Genomic DNA, 14,967 nt, shown 5'->3' with positions numbered 1-14,967 from the left:
GCCCTGAGACTGCTCCTCTACCACGACCGTTTGTCCGGGCGCGCCAGGCCGAGTTTTTCGATCCGGTAACGCAGCATGTCTCGGCTCAGGCCTAAAAGTCGTGCGGACTTGGTGACGTTCCAGTCGGTTTTGTCGAGCATCTTGCGCACCATGTCGCGCTCTACCTCCGGCAGGTTCATCGACTCAGTGCCGTTATGGGACGCCCGCGGTTCGATCGGCGGCAACTCGTGGGTGAACATCGCCGGCTCATCCACCAGGCTCAGGCACACGTTCAACTGGTGCGCAGCAATGGTGTCGTGTTGCGCCAGCAGTACCGTCTGCTCAAGCATGTTGCGCAGTTCACGCACATTGCCCGGCCAGGTGTAGTTGAGCAGCAACTCTTCGGCCTGGTCGCTGAAACGCAGGTGCGGCTTGCCGTAGCGTTTGCCATGGGTTGCCAGGAAGTGTCGGGCCAGCAGCAGGATGTCCTCGCCACGGGCATACAGGCGCGGCACCTTGATCGAAATGATGCGCAGGCGGAAGAACAGGTCGCGGCGGAACTTGCCCTGCTGGACCATTTGCTCAAGGTTGCAATTGGTCGCGCTGATCACCCGCAGGTCGACCTTGCGCTCCTTCACCGAACCCACCCGGCGGATGGTCCGGTCCTCCAGCAGTTTCAGCAATTTGGCCTGCAGTATCAGGTCCATTTCGCCAATTTCATCGAGAAACAGTGTGCCGCCATCGGCCGCTTCCACCAGCCCCAGGCGACGGTCCTTGGCATCGGTGAAGGCGCCCTTCTCGTGCCCGAACAGCTCCGACTCCACCAGGTTGGAAGGAATCGAAGCGCAGTTGAACTCGATGAACGGCCCTTTGCTGCGCGGCCCGTCGAAATGCAGCGCCCGCGCGACCAGTTCCTTGCCGGTGCCGGTCTCGCCTTCCACCAGCACCGGCGGCAGGTCGCTGTTGGCCATGCGCCGCTCAGCGTCGAGCAACTGGGCGATGGTGCCCTTGAGGTAGACCATCGGCGCCGATTCGCCAATCAATGCCTGCACCCCGGATTTCTGCGCTTCACGCTCCTGATAGAACGACAGGGTGCGCTCCATCCGGTCGGTGGCCAGGGCCTTGTCCAGCAGCAGCTTGAGCTCCGGCAAGGCCACCGGTTTGGTCACGTAGTGGAACGCGCCCTCTTTCATCGCCACCACGGCGTCCTCGACGTTACCGTAGCCGGTCATCATGATCACTTTCAGATCCGGCGCGCTGATGCGCAGCTTCTGGATCAGGTCGTGACCATTCATGCCCGGCAACGAGTTGTCGGTCAGCACGACATCCGGAACGAAGGTACTCAACTGCGACAGTGCGTCTTCGGCCGAGTGGCAGACGGTCACTTCGAAGTTCTTACGCTCCAGGTAGGTCTGGATATTCTCGGCGAGCAGCTCATCATCCTCGACCAGCAGTATGCTGTGCTCCATATTCCCCTCCCGTTGCCACTTTGAAATTGAGACACACGCGGGTTCCTTCCTGCTCTTGGCTGGTCAACTCGACCGAGCCTTCGAATCGCTCCATTATTCTTTTGACCAGCGCAAGGCCCACGCCCAACCCCCCCTGTTTGGTGGTGAAGAACGGTTTGAAGACCATTTGCTGTTGCTGTTTGGTCATGCCCTTGCCGGTGTCGTTGAGCATCATGCGCACCTCACCGGGTGCCGGTGTTTCAACGTCGATACTCAATACGCCGCCCTTGGGCATGGCTTCCAGGGCGTTGGCGAACAGACTATTTAGAATCTGCGTGAGCAACACCTGCTGGCTGACGACCGGTGGAACCGTCATCGGCGTGAAGCGCACCTCGACGTTCGAGCGCTGGATCTGCGGGGCGTAGGCGCTCAAGGTGTCGTCAATGGCGAGCACCAGGTCGACGGTTTCATGGTCGTCGTTAACCGGGCGCAAGGACACCAGTAACTCACGGACCCAGCGCGACATGCGATCGACCTGGCTGATGATGTCGCCGATGTTCTTCTGCGCGGTCTGGCTGGCGATTTCCTGGGCCAGCTCGGCGCTGGAACGAATGTTCGCCAGCGGATTGCGCAGGCTATGGGCGACCGCCGAGGACATTTCCCCCAGGGCGACGAAGGTTTCGTTGGCCACCAGTTGTTTCTGCTGGCTGTGCAGCAGCAGGGCCGCACGCCGCACGATCCAGAACAATCCCAGGTAGATGACCGCTCCGCCGAGCAGGGTGGTCAGCCAGATCGCCCTGAACCCGCGCTGGATACGCTCCACCAGGTCCACCGGCTCCTTGTAGACCTCGACCATGGCGACCACTTTGCTTTTATCGGCGTTGAACATCGGAATGTAGTTCTCGACGAACAGGTATTGCGGTTCATGCAGCAGCCGTTGCTCGGGGCGCTCCTCGTCGATCTCATGGTAGCTGGTGGACACCGCTGCCTTCATTTCAAAGGACTCGTCGAGTTCCTCGTCGTTGTCGATGCGCACCCCGATCAGCTCGGGGTTGGTCGACCAGACCACGGTGCGGTCCAGGGCGTAAACCGTGGCCAGGAGGATGTCTGGCAGGTGTTCGACATGATCGAGGAACTCGATACGGGCAGCCGCGCGAGCGCCCGGATCGACGTCGGGATAGGCCGCGTCGGCGCGTGGGTCAAGCATTTCGCCCATGGTTCGGTTTGGCGAAATCGAGGCGTGGCGAATTTCGGCCGCGCCAATGGCTTGCACGAATTGTGCGGTCAGCATGGAGTCACGCTCGATGCTCTCCTCGACCACAAAGCGCGTGGAAATGTAGCCCAGCCCCAAGGCCACGCCGGCAATGATGAAAAAGCTCGCCAGGGAAAACCAGCGCACCAGGTTGAATGGCGATCGCCAATCCTTGCCCTCTGTCGCCGACGTAACCGGCGCAGGTACTTGTGGTGATTCCAGTATCTGCATGGGAGGTCCCGGTTGCTTGAATCAAGCGTTTTCCAGCCGCATTCCCGATCAGTGTAGGTGGCATTGACCGTCACTGGCTGCCCAATAAAACTATTTCGCCACTACTGCACCCGCGCCTTGTCGGGTGCCGCGATTGCTTGTTGATGTTGCGGTTCCTCGGCGCCGACAGTCAGCGGTGTGAGCAACGGCTGCTGGCGGTCGGTTTCTGCCTGCAGGAACTCGATGATCGACTGTACCGAGCGCTCATCCAGGCGCAGGTTGGGCATCGGGATCTTGTCGAAGCGCTCGAACAACGCCGTGGCAATCGGGTCTTTCTCGGCCAGCATGCGGTCGGGCTCGCGAATCCAGCGGTTCAGCCAGGCGGGATCGCGCTGGCGCGTCACGCCAACCAGATCCGGACCGATGCTGCGCATGCCGATGCCCTGCCCGTCCATCGGACCGAGGCTGTGGCACGAGGCGCAACGGGTGCGGAACAATTCTTCGCCGTTACTCGGCGGGCGGATTTCGGGGGCATTGGCGTAGTTTTCGCCAACGCTCGGCTGTTTCCAGTTATGCAAGGTGTTGGCCAATTGGTCGGCCAGGATCCAGGGGTTCTCGAAGGGTGAGGCTTTCATCCAGCGACCGGTTTGCTGGTTGCCGACAATCAGGCTCAGGTTGTGGTCCTTGGTGCGGCCGTTGTCGACGCCTTCGATGAACAACCCGAGCTTTTGCCGCAACTCGGTGACGTCGGAGAACTCCCCGGTAAGAAACTGCCAGCCTGGCCCCACCTGAAAACGTTGCGCGTAGGCCTTGAGCACGGCGGGTGTATCGCTCAAGGGGTCGATGCTGATGGAGTAGAAGAAGATGTCCTTGCCGACCCGGTCGCCGAGCAGCTTCTGCACCTGGCGCAGGCGCGCGGTTTCCAGCGGGCAGGAGTCGCTGCACGAGGTGAAGATGAAATTGATCACCACCACCTTGCCCTTGATCAGGTCATCGAAAAAATGCACCTGCCGACCGTCCTGGTCGGTCAGCAGGGTATTGGGGAAATAGTCGCCACCCCATGGGGTGGCGGATTCGGAAACAGAAGCGGGGGAAACCGCTGCGGGTGTCGACGCTGCCTGGTTGGAGACCACCAGTTGGCTGGCCAGCAACCCGGTGACCAGAATCAGCACCAGGTGCATGCCCAGTGCTTGCGCACGTGCGGTAGGCAATTTCATGTCGACACCCTCGCGGTTCATGGTTTGACCGTCACTTTCGGCCCCAGGCCGTCGCCAGTGCGGAAGGTTGGCAGCGCGGCAGAGTTCACGTAGCGCACTCCGTCCCAACTGGGCAGCGGCGTCGGCATCAGCTGCAATTGCCCCGGCTTCTCAAGGTCCCAACGCAGCAGCATGGAGTTGTCCTCGTGCTGGGTGTTGTGACAGTGCTCCATGTAGGTCCCGGCGAATTCACGGAAGTTGATCGCCATCTCGACGCTGTCCAGCCCATCCTTTTCCGAGCCGATGCGATACACGTCCTTGCGTGCCCATTTTTCCCATTCCGGTGGCGCCTTGCCGCCGCGGCTGAGGATGATCCCCTCCTCGAAGTGCACATGCACCGGGTGGCTCCAGCCCGTGCCGCCGGCCTTGATGTTCCACACTTCCAGGGTGCCGTAGCCCGCGACCCCGGCATCGGTCGGACCGCTGGCCAACTGCGCCGAGGCGTTCAGGCGCCGAGGGTCCATGTGGAAACCGAAGCCGCCATCGGTCTTGACCGTCCAGGGCGCTTCATCGGTGCCGTCGGAGCGGCCGAAGGTGAAGGTGCGATGGCGGGCCTTGGCCAGCAACGCCTTGTCGGTGGCGTTGTCGCGATGAATCTTCAGCGGGATCATCACCAGGCCTTCAGCCTTGCCCGGTTTGGCCGGTTCGTAGGCGGCCGGGTCCATGGCCAGGTCCTGGCCGGTGTACGGCTTGACGTTGAGTTGCAACACCTTGCCCACCGCCGGGTCACCCTTGTCCCACATCGGCCCTTTGCTGGTTTGCTTGATCACCGCCTTGTAGTTTTCGGAGAGCGCGTCCGCCAGCGACACCGGTTCTTTCGGACCCTTGCCATCGTCATGCACCAGCAAGTTGACGAAGAACAGCTTGTCCCCGGGCTTGATGCCGTTCTTCGCGAAGTTGACGATGATGTCGAAGCGCTCGGCAATGCCCTGGGTCGGCAGGATGGCGTTGTGGTTCTGTTTGTCGCCGTCGGCGTCGAGGTCCATGCTGCCGTCGAATGGCACGCTGTGCTCCATGATGTTGCCGTCGTTGGCAATCATGTGGAACGGCACGCGGGCATAGGACACACCCGAACCCTTGGGCCCCTGGAACTCGCCGCCGGTGCCTTTGATTTCACGCACCAACGCCAGTTTGAAGTAGCGCGATACCGAGCCGTTGAGCATACGGAAGCGATAGCTGCGGGCGCGTACATCCAGGGTCGGTTTCCACTGCCAGTTGACCAGCACCTGGTCACCGAGGAAGCCATCGGTGTTGAAGGGGTTGAACCACAGCTGGCCATTGGCGTCCCAGGCCTTGTCGGCAAACACCAGGTTCACGTCATAGTCACGGTTGCCCCAAGGCAAGGCGCTGCCGCTGGGGAAACGCAGGTTGACGCCGTCGTTCACCGATTCATTGCCGCGGTCCAGGGCGCTGTAGTAGTTCATCATCGCCGCGTTGCCCTTGTAGACGTTCTGCGCGGTGAAATCGAGCATGTGGTCGTGGAACCAGTGGGTGCTCATGGTTTCGCGCCAGTCGCCGCGGATCTTGATCGTGCCGTTCTCGCAGGTCTTGCGGCCCGGGCTCATGTCATTGGTCCACAGGGTTTCTCCGGGCGCGCAAGGGAACGCCGCGCGCGGGTCATGGGCGTTGGTGTTGATGCTGTCGTAACCGGCCAACTGGATCGGCCAGCGATAGTCGTAGTACTGCCCGGGGAAGAAAAACGCGTTGGCATAACCGTCGCTTTCCGCTGGCGCGTGGCCGTTGTGTTCGTGGGTACTGATGGTGTGCAGGCCAAAGCCCATGTTGGCCGACGGATCGATCGGCAAGCCGTTGTAGTGGCGCATCAGCAACGGTTGGCCATAGCGCACCATCAGCAGTTTGGGCGGCAGCGTGCCGTCGAAGGTCCAGACCGAGTTGTGGTTCTGCACCGGCATGTTGGGGTGAAAGCGTGTATCGACACCCTTGGCCGTACCGTCCGTGGCCGGTACGCCGGCGACGTTGTGGTACAGGCCACCGGGGCCGAACTCGCCCACGGCGTAGCCGTGCATCTGCCGGGCGTCACGCAAGCCACCGTTGATCCGCGCGCCGGTCTGCACGGTCTTGTAGGCGTTTTGCGGATAGAACTCATTCCAGCGCTGATGTGACCAGCCCTTTCCTGGCGGACGACCTTCAGCGGATGAGCCAATACGGCGATTGAGGAAGTATTCGATCTGCGCCTGCCACGGGTTGCGATCCACCACGTTGGCGTACTGGCTGGGGAACGGGGTCAATCCTGGTTGCCGCAGGAAGGCATCAAGCGCAGGTCCCGGTGGTGCGCTGCGGGCCGCGCTGCTGGGGTCTTGCGCCGGTAACGGGCCGATGGCCGCCGCTGGAAACGGCAAGGGTGCCGCCGGTGTGGTGGGGTCGAGTTTTTCCGGGCCGAATTCTTCGAACAGCAACAGTTGCTGGGTGAATGGCTGGGCGTTGAACAGCGGGCTCGGCTTACCGTTGGTGGGGTAGTTGAAACTGGTTTGCATGGCAGGCGGCAGGACGTTTTCCACCCGTTCGGTATCGCGTGAGCCCTTGACCCCGTCGGGCAGATCGAAGGCATCCTCGTTGGCATCGGGCATGGTCAGGATGGCGTTCAACGCCCCTGCCCGGTCTTCCGGTTCATCGTAATAGGCAGAGGGATCAGTCGGCTCCGGCTGTCGCTCATCGTCTATGGGGCTGGCACGCAAGGTCCCTGTGCTGAGTGTCATCGCCAAGGCGACGCTCAATGGCGTCAACAGACCAAACCATTTCAAGGGGTGCCGCGCTTTTGTGTCCATCACCAGCCGCCTCGTATATATGAAGGGGGTGATGGGGGTTTTGCAAGGAGTCGGCCAAATTTGTAACTGCTTTATACAAAGGTATTAACACTCAGCAAAACAATGGCTTATCAACATCAATGTGCCATGACCGAAATAAACGACTGGGGAATGGCACCCGCTACCGGGGAAAGTTCCCACCCAATTTCAGGGAACCCGTTTGAAAGTCAGGCTGACGTGGGTGCCCTCGCCCTCACGACTTTCAAGGGCCACCGCCCCGCCAAAGCGCTCCATGATGCGCTTGACCAGCACCAGCCCAACACCGAGCCCGCCGCGCTTGGTGGTGAAAAACGGCCGGAACGCCATCAGGCGTTGCTCCTCGGTCATGCCTTTGCCCGTATCGCTGACCACCACGCGAACACGCTGGGCATCGACAGGGGCCATCGTAATGGCCAAGGTACCACCTTCGTCCATGGCCTCCAGCGCATTGGCCAGCAAACTGTTGAGGATTTGCGTCAGCTGCACCTGCTGGCTCAGCACCATGGGCGTGCCTATGGGTTCGAACAGCACATTGACCCGCCCCTTGATGATCTGCTGCTCGAAAGCCATCAGGCTGTCGTGGAGCGCCGCCACCAGGTTGACCGGCTCGACGTCGTCATTGAGCGGACGTAGCGATTGCAGCAACTCCCGTACCCACTTCGACATGCGATCGACCTGGCCGATGATGTCGTTGATGTTCTTGTGCGCCGGGCCACTGTCGAACTCCAGTGCCAGTTCGGCGCTTGAGCGAATGGTTGCCAGGGGGTTACGCAAGCTGTGGGCAACGGCCGACGACATCTCGCCCAGGGCGACGAACGTTTCGTTGACGATCAGTTGCTTCTGTTGCGTGGCCAGCAGGATCGCCGCCCGCCGCACGATCCAGTACAACCCCAGGTAAATCAAGCCGCCGCCCAGGGCCGTGGCCATCCATATCAGCACGAGGCCACGTTCCATCCGGCTAATCAGGTCCTTGGGTTCCTTGTAGATCTCGACCATCGCCGTGACGTTCTTGCCATCGGCATCGAACAGCGGAATGTAGTTTTCAATGAAGATGTATTCCGGCGGCGTGACGAACTTTTGTTCCATGCGAGCCTGGTCGACATCGTGATAGCTGGCCGACACGGGCGTCTTCAATGCAAAGGCCTGGTCGAGGTCTTCGTCGGCGTGAATCGTAGTGCCCATCAGGGCCGGGTTGGTCGACCAGATGATCATGCGGTCGGGGGCATAGATGTTGGCCAGGATCACATCCGGCAAATGTTCAATGTGGTCGAGGAATTCGCCCCGGGCGTTGGCGCGGGCCATCGGGTCGACGTCGGGAAAGTCGCGGTCCTTGCGCGGGTCGAGCAGCTCGCCCATGGTCCGCACATTGGGGATCGACACATGGCGCACCTCGGCGGAGGCAATCGCCTGGATGAATTGCGACGTCAACAGGGCATCGCGCTGCACGCTTTCGGTAATCACGAACTTGGTCGACACCGAACCCAACGCCACCGCCACCGTGCCGATCACCGCCATGCTGATGAGCGAAAACCAGCGCAGCAGATTGAACGGCTGTTTGCGCGAGCTCAAGCGAACTTCACCCTGGTCGGACGCCAGTGTCTTTGCAAGCGTGGTCATGGATAGTGTTCCCGCGAACCCCCTATAGGTTTATAGCGCACCGCTAGCCGTTTGCCCGTCATCGGGGCCATTCCTTCCCCATCCCACCACTCCCCCTCTGCCCCGATCTACCCCCAATGCTGGGGAAAGAGGCCCGCCCGATCATTCACCGCTCGATCGACGAGCGCAGCGCAAACGCCTGTGTACCGGGGCCCTGGCCGACATTTTCGGAGGTTGGCATGGGAGTTGCCGAAGTGCTCACAACTGACCCATATCCCAAGGGGCAGGTACTCTGATAGAGGGAATACTCATGCACCCTTTACTGTCCAAAACCGCGATCGCCCTGATCGTGAGTGCTCTGGCCCAAGGCGCTGCCCAGGCCGCGCTGTTTGCTGTAGATCCTGGCCCCTACCTGCCAGACAATGGTGGCTTCGCCTCCTGGTATCAGGACAGCCATGGCCGGACACTCGATTTGTGTCTGTCAAAAGCTGTCAGTTCCAGGGTTCCAAGCGCTCCCGGCGCACCGACCTACATGTGCAACCTGCTGCCGGCTCCCGGCGTTTTCGACGACACGCAGCCGGTGGTTTTCCCGACCAACTTTCCCGATGAAGCGTTCTGGTTCACCGGCGACGGCGCCATCGTCGACGCGGCCCGGGGCATCGACCTGGGGTATGTCAGCGCCGTCGAAGCAGCCTTCGCCGCCGAAGAACCCAAAGAGGGTGACCAGGTCAGTTTCGCCCGTATTCGTATCCGGGTCGACGTGCCCACAGCCGGCACCTATGTTATCACCCACCCCTACGGGGTCGATGTGTTCAACGTCGACACCCCCGGGCGTCGCGCAATCAACATGACCCGCGACATCGGCATCGGCTCGCCGAAAACCTACGACGGCGCACTCAAGGGCGACATCGGACCGTTCCTGCGCAGCGTCAACGGTCCCTACACCGAAACCAACCCGGTCACCGGTCAAGCCGAGCAGTTCGTGGGTGATCCGAACCTGTCGGAAGCCTTCACCGGCAGCCCGTTCAACACCAACTACATCCGCATCGAAGGGCCTAACGGACTGGACTTGCGCACGACGGTGATGGCCATTTCCGGCAAGTTGTCGACGGTGGTCCGGCCCACTCCGATGATCTCCGAGCGCAGCACTTATTCGCGCAAGGCCGGGGAAAGCGCACCGGTTGCACAGCAGGATGTATTCGTGATGGCCCCGCCGCCACCGGCCACCGTGACCCTGGACAGCAATAGCCCGGTGTTGAACCTGACCGAGGCCAACACCACCGGCCACTGGTACGCGCAATCCTCCACAAACCCGACCTTGCCGAGCAGCTTGCAGGTGACCGCCGACAACCACCTGGCCATCCCCAGCAGCACGCCGACCACCCTGTCCATGCCGTTAACCGACCTGGTGGTGATTTCGCAGGCCCAGTACAGCCTCAACAGCGGCCAACTCACCATCGTGGCCTCGACCAGCGATGAAACCTCGCCCCCCGTACTCACCGCCACTTCCGGAACCGGTGCCGCCATCGGCGCCCTGAGCGGCGATGGCGCCGAGAAAATCCTGTCGACCGGCATCACGCCGATTCCACCGGCCAAGGTTACGGTGACGTCATCCAATGGCGGCACTGACACCGAAGAAGTGGTCATCGTGCAATGAACGCTCTCATGCCCAGATCCGCATCAGGAGGCATCATGAACAAGTGGCCACGCTTCGCGCTCAACGCGCTCGGGCTGACTCTTTCGCTGTCCGGCAGTGCGTTCGCGCAACTCGCTGCCGTCGACCCCGGCCCCTACACCTTTGCCACGGGGAAATTCCCCTTGTGGTATCAGGACAACAATCTGCTGTCGATGGAACTGTGCCAGTCCCGCGCCGTGAGTTCGCGGGTACCGAGCACGCCTGGCGCACCCTCCTACATGTGCATCCTGCTGCCCGAACCGGGAATCTTTGACGACACCCTGCCGATGGTATTTCCGGATAACTGGCCACCGGAAGCGTTCTGGTTCCTCGCCGAGACGGCCATCCCCGACAACGCCGCAGGCTACGGCGTGGATGCCTACGTGGCCGGGATTGAAGCGGCATTCGCTTCGGAAAACCCTGTCGACGGCGACCAGGCAAGCTTCGCGCGGATTCGTATCCGAGTGAACATCCCCATCGCCGGGACCTACACCATCACCCACCCATACGGCGTGGAAGTCGTCAACGTGACCGCTCCGGGCCGTCGTGCGATCAACATCACCAGAGATATCGGCATCGGCGCACCCGGTAATTTCTCTGGCGCAGTCAATGGTGACATTGGGCCGTTCCTGCGCAGCGTCAACGGTCCCTACACCGAAGTGAATCCGGACACCGGCGCCATCGAGACCTACGTCGGCGACCCGAATCTCACCGAAGCAGTCACCGGCAGCCCCAACAACACCAACTTCCTGCGTATCCAGGGCCCGGCGGGGACCATTGAGACCAGCCTGTTCAACCTGTCGGGCAAAGTCCTCGACAACCGGGCGCAAACCCCTGTGGAGGTCAGCCGCGCCACGTATCGCCGCACCTCATCGGGTCCAGGCACTAGCAGTACCCGGGTAGAAGTCTTCGGCAAGTCGGTCAACGGCTCGAGCCTGTGCTTCCGCGAAACCGTGGCCCTGGTTCCGGGACCACCGCAGACACCGTGCCTAACCAGCATGCTCGGCGACAACACCGGTCTGTTCTTCGGTCACCGCCTGACGGGTACCGCCGTGCCTCCCGTCGTAGTGCTCACCGCTACCGACCCGACTGGTGCCACCCGGCCTACGGCAGTATCGAGCAAAGTCAGCGACGTGGTGAAAGTCCAGACCGCGCGCTACAGCTGGGACAATCACAGCCTGCTGATCGCAGCCACTTCGTCTGACGAAGTGGTGGTACCGGACATGGTCGCCCAAGGCTACGGACGGTTGACCAAGTCCGGCACCCTGCAAACCTTGACGGTTGCCGACCTGCCGCAGCCACCGGCCACCGTCACTATCAAATCCGCCTCCGGCGGCAGTGACACCGAGCCAGTGGTCGTCGTCGGCACTGCACCAGACACCGGCGAGAACAAGGCGCCGATTGCTGTCGCTGACAGCGGCAGCACCAGCTTCGGGATCCCGATTACCCTCAGCCTGCTGACTAACGACAGCGACCCGGACGGCAACACACCGCTGAGCATCACCGAGCTGACCCAACCGGCCACCGGCCAGGGCACCGTGGCGTTGAGTGGAACCACGGCCGTCGTCTATACGCCACCAGCCGTGGTGACCGTGCCGCTGACCACAACCTTCACCTACAAGGCGCAAGACATCAAAGGCCTGGCTTCGACTGCTGCGGCGACCGTCACCATCACCGTTGCGCCTAACCAGCCGCCAACGGCCGTCGCTGACGCTGCCGCGACCCTGGGTGTGTCGATACCGATCAACGTGCTGGCCAACGACACCGATCCGGAAGGCAACGTGCCGCTTGCAGTCGCCAGCTTCACTCAACCTCCGACCGGTCGCGGCAGCGTCACCAGTAACGGTACGGTCCTGACCTACAACCCACCGGCCTCGGTTCCCACGGCCTTCACCACGACCTTCAACTACTTCGCCCGGGACAGCTTCGGTGCTGTGTCGGCGACGCCGGCCACGGTCACGGTGCAAGTCTCGCCACGGCCTGCTGCGGAAACCTTCGCGGTCACGACAGCCACGGTGACGGCCCGTTCCAACAACCGCTTCAACTGGGACTTCGCGGGGACCTCCTCGGTGACCACCGGCAACACCATCACCGTCCAAGTGACCACGCCAACCGGCCTGGTAACCCTGGGTAGCACGGCGGTGCCATTGACCGGACGCTGGAGGCTGACCGTCAGCAACTCGACCACGGTGATTCCGTCGGCCAACCCGACCGCCACCATTACCTCGTCCCAAGGCACCGTGCGCACGGTGCAGGTGATCTCGAACTGAGTCCGCGCCCCATCGACTCGCTGAGTTGATGGGGCAGGTCTCCAGCCAAAGGAGCATGCCATGAAAACGTCGACCGCCGCCCTGCTCTGCCTGCTTCTGCTCTGCAGCAGCGCGGGCGTGCGCGCCGACGACTTGATGGAAAACGACGACATTGCACCCGGTGTCGACCTCGGCGAGCTGCCACCACCGGTGGGCCAGCAAGCCCTGATCGACCAGAACGGCCAGGCCAACGTCGCGCTGTTGCAACAGAACGGCCAGTCGCTGCTCGGCCAGATCGTGCAGTCGGGCAGCAATCAGGAAGCCTACATCCTGCAACAAGGCAGCGACCTGATGGCCTTGATCAACCAGCAAGGTTCCGGCAACGCCGCGTCCATCACCCAAACCGGCAGCCACAACCGCGCGCAGATATCCCAGAACGGCAACAACAACGACGCCAGCATTGTCCAGGCCGGCACGGGGCAGCAAAGCGCTGTGACCCAAGCAGGAAATGGAATGAGCGTATCGGTCACTCAATATCGCTAAAGCACTGCACCTTTTGGAGGTTTCATCATGTTCAAATTGACGCCCCTCACCGCCGCCATCCTGGTCATAGTCAGTGCTCAAGCATTGGCCAATGACAGCGTGTCGACCCAGAACCAGTTCGGTGACACCAACATCGCCAATGTAACGCAGACGGCGGCACCGCTAAGCACCGCCACCCAGAACCAGTACGGCACCGGCAACGACGCGGCTTCCGTACAGGACAACGCCACCAGCACCATCGAGCAGAACCAGAGCGGCAACTACAACGCCGGCTACGCCGAGCAACTGTTCGAAAACAACAGCAGCATCATCCAGAACCAGAGCGGTGACACCAACATCAGCCACGCCAGCCAGTCGATCGGGATCGGCGGTGGCCAGGTCCTGCAACAACAGGAAGGCACCGGTAACTTCTCGTTCATCTACCAGGACAGCCAGGAAAACACCACCGGCAAAACCTACCAGTACGGCGACAGCAACGAGGCCAACATCGAACAGATCCAGGTGGGCACGGCCAACAACGCGGTGATCATCCAGTACGGCACCGCCAACTACGCCACCGCCGAACAGATCAATCACATGAACGGCCAGATCGACATCAACCAGTCAGGTGGCACCAACTATGCCTATGGTGATCAGCGCAATGGCGAAGGCGGTAACCTGACCATCAACCAGTATGGCGACGGCAACGGCAGCGAAGTCTGGCAGGACACCCAGGTCGCCAGCAAAACCACCATCGACCAGAACGGCCAGACCAACGAAGCCATCGTCGACCAGAGCTTCGGCGACCACAACGTTGCCCAAGTGATTCAGGTCGGTGATCTCAACGCAATCTATGCCGACCAGTTCGAGTCCATGGGCTCGACCGTGACCCTCAATCAACAGGGCATCGGCAACATCCACTTCACCTACCAGACCGGCACCGACCATGTGCTCAACGCCACGTCCACGGGTAACGACAACAAGGTCTACGCCAGCAACTGGAAAGGCCCGGCCACGCAAATGGGCGGCCAGTTCGGCACCAACCAACGCGCCACCGTCAACCAGAACGGCAACGGCAACGTCGCCAACTTCACCCAGAAAAACGCCGGCCACATCATGACCACCAACCAGACCGGCTACGGCAACAAAACCACGGTCACCCAGGCCGATTCCTACAACGAGCTGTACTTCGACCAGAACGGCACCGACAACATCCTCATCGCCGACCAGCGCGGCACCAACAACCTGGCCCAGGGCAGCAGCACCGGCACCCACAACACCACCGACGTCAACCAGGAAGGCAGCGGCAACCAGGCGTTCACCACGCAGCTGTATGGCGAAGACAACATGATCACCATCAAGCAGACCGACACCATGAACGTCGCCTATGTGACCCAGGGCGGGACTGGCAACATTGCCAATGTCGACCAGAGTGGCATGACCCAGATGGCGAACGTGCAGCAGTTTGGTTCGGCTAACAGTGCGACTGTGTTGCAGAAGTAACTGCATGGGGTGAAAAACCGCGGCTCTTGAGGGAGGGTCGCGGTTTTTTTGTGGCTACAGACAGGCGTTCACACCTTCTTTTTTTGGACGTCACAATCTTGTAGGAGCCAGGCTTGCCGACGATGGCGGCCTCAAGCCGACCAATCGCTCGCGGCTATACCCGATCTACTGTGGGAGCTGGCCTGCCGGCGATGGCGGCCTTACAGCCGAGCATTCTCTCGCAACTGTACCCGATCTACTGTAGGAGCTGGCTTGCCGGCGATGGCGGCCTGACAGCCGACCTATTATCTATTGACTGAGTACATATCCATTCCCGCGGTAACGGCCACTTAGGGTTTCGCCCTTACGGCGAGTCACTTGGAAAAGCCCCAAGTAACCAAGGGCTCTTGCCCCTGACGTTCGGTGCCTCGCTAAGGCTCGGCATGCCCTCGCTCCGGTCCTGCTCCGTGGGTCGCCGCGATGGGCCATCCTTG

9 protein-coding genes are annotated in these 14,967 nt (G+C 61.4%); 4 read left to right on the top strand and 5 right to left on the bottom strand.

What is annotated here, in order from left to right:
- Nucleotides 1-17: 17 nt before the first annotated feature.
- From AC1Q8Q_RS24395 to AC1Q8Q_RS24375, 5 genes are all read right to left on the bottom strand, one after another.
- Nucleotides 18-1,448, bottom strand: coding sequence for a sigma-54-dependent transcriptional regulator (locus AC1Q8Q_RS24395; protein ID WP_492615591.1), 1,431 nt, complete (start codon nucleotides 1,446-1,448; stop codon nucleotides 18-20).
- Nucleotides 1,417-2,910 carry a sensor histidine kinase gene (locus AC1Q8Q_RS24390; RefSeq protein WP_489328034.1) on the bottom strand — a complete coding sequence of 498 codons (1,494 nt, stop codon included), beginning with the start codon at nucleotides 2,908-2,910 and terminating at the stop codon, nucleotides 1,417-1,419. Before AC1Q8Q_RS24390 ends, AC1Q8Q_RS24395 begins: the two co-directional genes overlap by 32 nt.
- Before the next feature lie 101 nt (nucleotides 2,911-3,011).
- Complete coding sequence (locus AC1Q8Q_RS24385) at nucleotides 3,012-4,106, bottom strand: SCO family protein (protein ID WP_489328033.1); 1,095 nt, start codon at nucleotides 4,104-4,106, stop codon at nucleotides 3,012-3,014.
- A 17-nt stretch (nucleotides 4,107-4,123) separates the two neighbouring features.
- Entirely contained in the window at nucleotides 4,124-6,931 is a 2,808-nt protein-coding gene (locus AC1Q8Q_RS24380) for a multicopper oxidase domain-containing protein (protein WP_492615590.1), read from the bottom strand.
- A 186-nt stretch (nucleotides 6,932-7,117) separates the two neighbouring features.
- Nucleotides 7,118-8,566, bottom strand: a complete 1,449-nt coding sequence (locus AC1Q8Q_RS24375) for a sensor histidine kinase (protein WP_492615589.1) — start codon at nucleotides 8,564-8,566, stop codon at nucleotides 7,118-7,120.
- 289 nt (nucleotides 8,567-8,855) lie between these two features.
- On the opposite strand from AC1Q8Q_RS24375, the gene AC1Q8Q_RS24370 reads away from it, so the two are divergent.
- From AC1Q8Q_RS24370 to AC1Q8Q_RS24355, 4 genes are read left to right on the top strand one after another with little or no spacing between them, the layout of a single operon-like run.
- Nucleotides 8,856-10,202, top strand: coding sequence for a hypothetical protein (locus AC1Q8Q_RS24370; protein WP_454865703.1), 1,347 nt, complete (start codon nucleotides 8,856-8,858; stop codon nucleotides 10,200-10,202).
- Between the two features lie 35 nt (nucleotides 10,203-10,237).
- Nucleotides 10,238-12,490: an Ig-like domain-containing protein gene (locus AC1Q8Q_RS24365; protein WP_492615588.1), complete on the top strand. Its 2,253-nt coding sequence runs from the start codon at nucleotides 10,238-10,240 to the stop codon at nucleotides 12,488-12,490.
- Nucleotides 12,491-12,550: 60 nt separating this feature from the next.
- Nucleotides 12,551-13,012: a hypothetical protein gene (locus AC1Q8Q_RS24360; protein WP_020796234.1), complete on the top strand. Its 462-nt coding sequence runs from the start codon at nucleotides 12,551-12,553 to the stop codon at nucleotides 13,010-13,012.
- Nucleotides 13,013-13,039: 27 nt separating this feature from the next.
- Nucleotides 13,040-14,494 (top strand): curlin, encoded by a 1,455-nt coding sequence (locus AC1Q8Q_RS24355; protein WP_492615587.1) that lies wholly within the window; start codon nucleotides 13,040-13,042, stop codon nucleotides 14,492-14,494.
- Nucleotides 14,495-14,967: the final 473 nt, after the last annotated feature.

Source organism: Pseudomonas sp. GW823-FHT06B06, assembly GCF_058795195.1.
This window is presented reverse-complemented; position numbering and strand designations above follow the sequence as displayed.

Coding starts and splice junctions, on each gene's coding strand:
- AC1Q8Q_RS24395 (WP_492615591.1), bottom strand. CDS start 1,448: ATGGAGCACAGCATACTGCTGGTCGAGGATGATGAGCTGCTCGCCGAG.
- AC1Q8Q_RS24390 (WP_489328034.1), bottom strand. CDS start 2,910: ATGCAGATACTGGAATCACCACAAGTACCTGCGCCGGTTACGTCGGCG.
- AC1Q8Q_RS24385 (WP_489328033.1), bottom strand. CDS start 4,106: ATGAAATTGCCTACCGCACGTGCGCAAGCACTGGGCATGCACCTGGTG.
- AC1Q8Q_RS24380 (WP_492615590.1), bottom strand. CDS start 6,931: ATGGACACAAAAGCGCGGCACCCCTTGAAATGGTTTGGTCTGTTGACG.
- AC1Q8Q_RS24375 (WP_492615589.1), bottom strand. CDS start 8,566: ATGACCACGCTTGCAAAGACACTGGCGTCCGACCAGGGTGAAGTTCGC.
- AC1Q8Q_RS24370 (WP_454865703.1), top strand. CDS start 8,856: ATGCACCCTTTACTGTCCAAAACCGCGATCGCCCTGATCGTGAGTGCT.
- AC1Q8Q_RS24365 (WP_492615588.1), top strand. CDS start 10,238: ATGAACAAGTGGCCACGCTTCGCGCTCAACGCGCTCGGGCTGACTCTT.
- AC1Q8Q_RS24360 (WP_020796234.1), top strand. CDS start 12,551: ATGAAAACGTCGACCGCCGCCCTGCTCTGCCTGCTTCTGCTCTGCAGC.
- AC1Q8Q_RS24355 (WP_492615587.1), top strand. CDS start 13,040: ATGTTCAAATTGACGCCCCTCACCGCCGCCATCCTGGTCATAGTCAGT.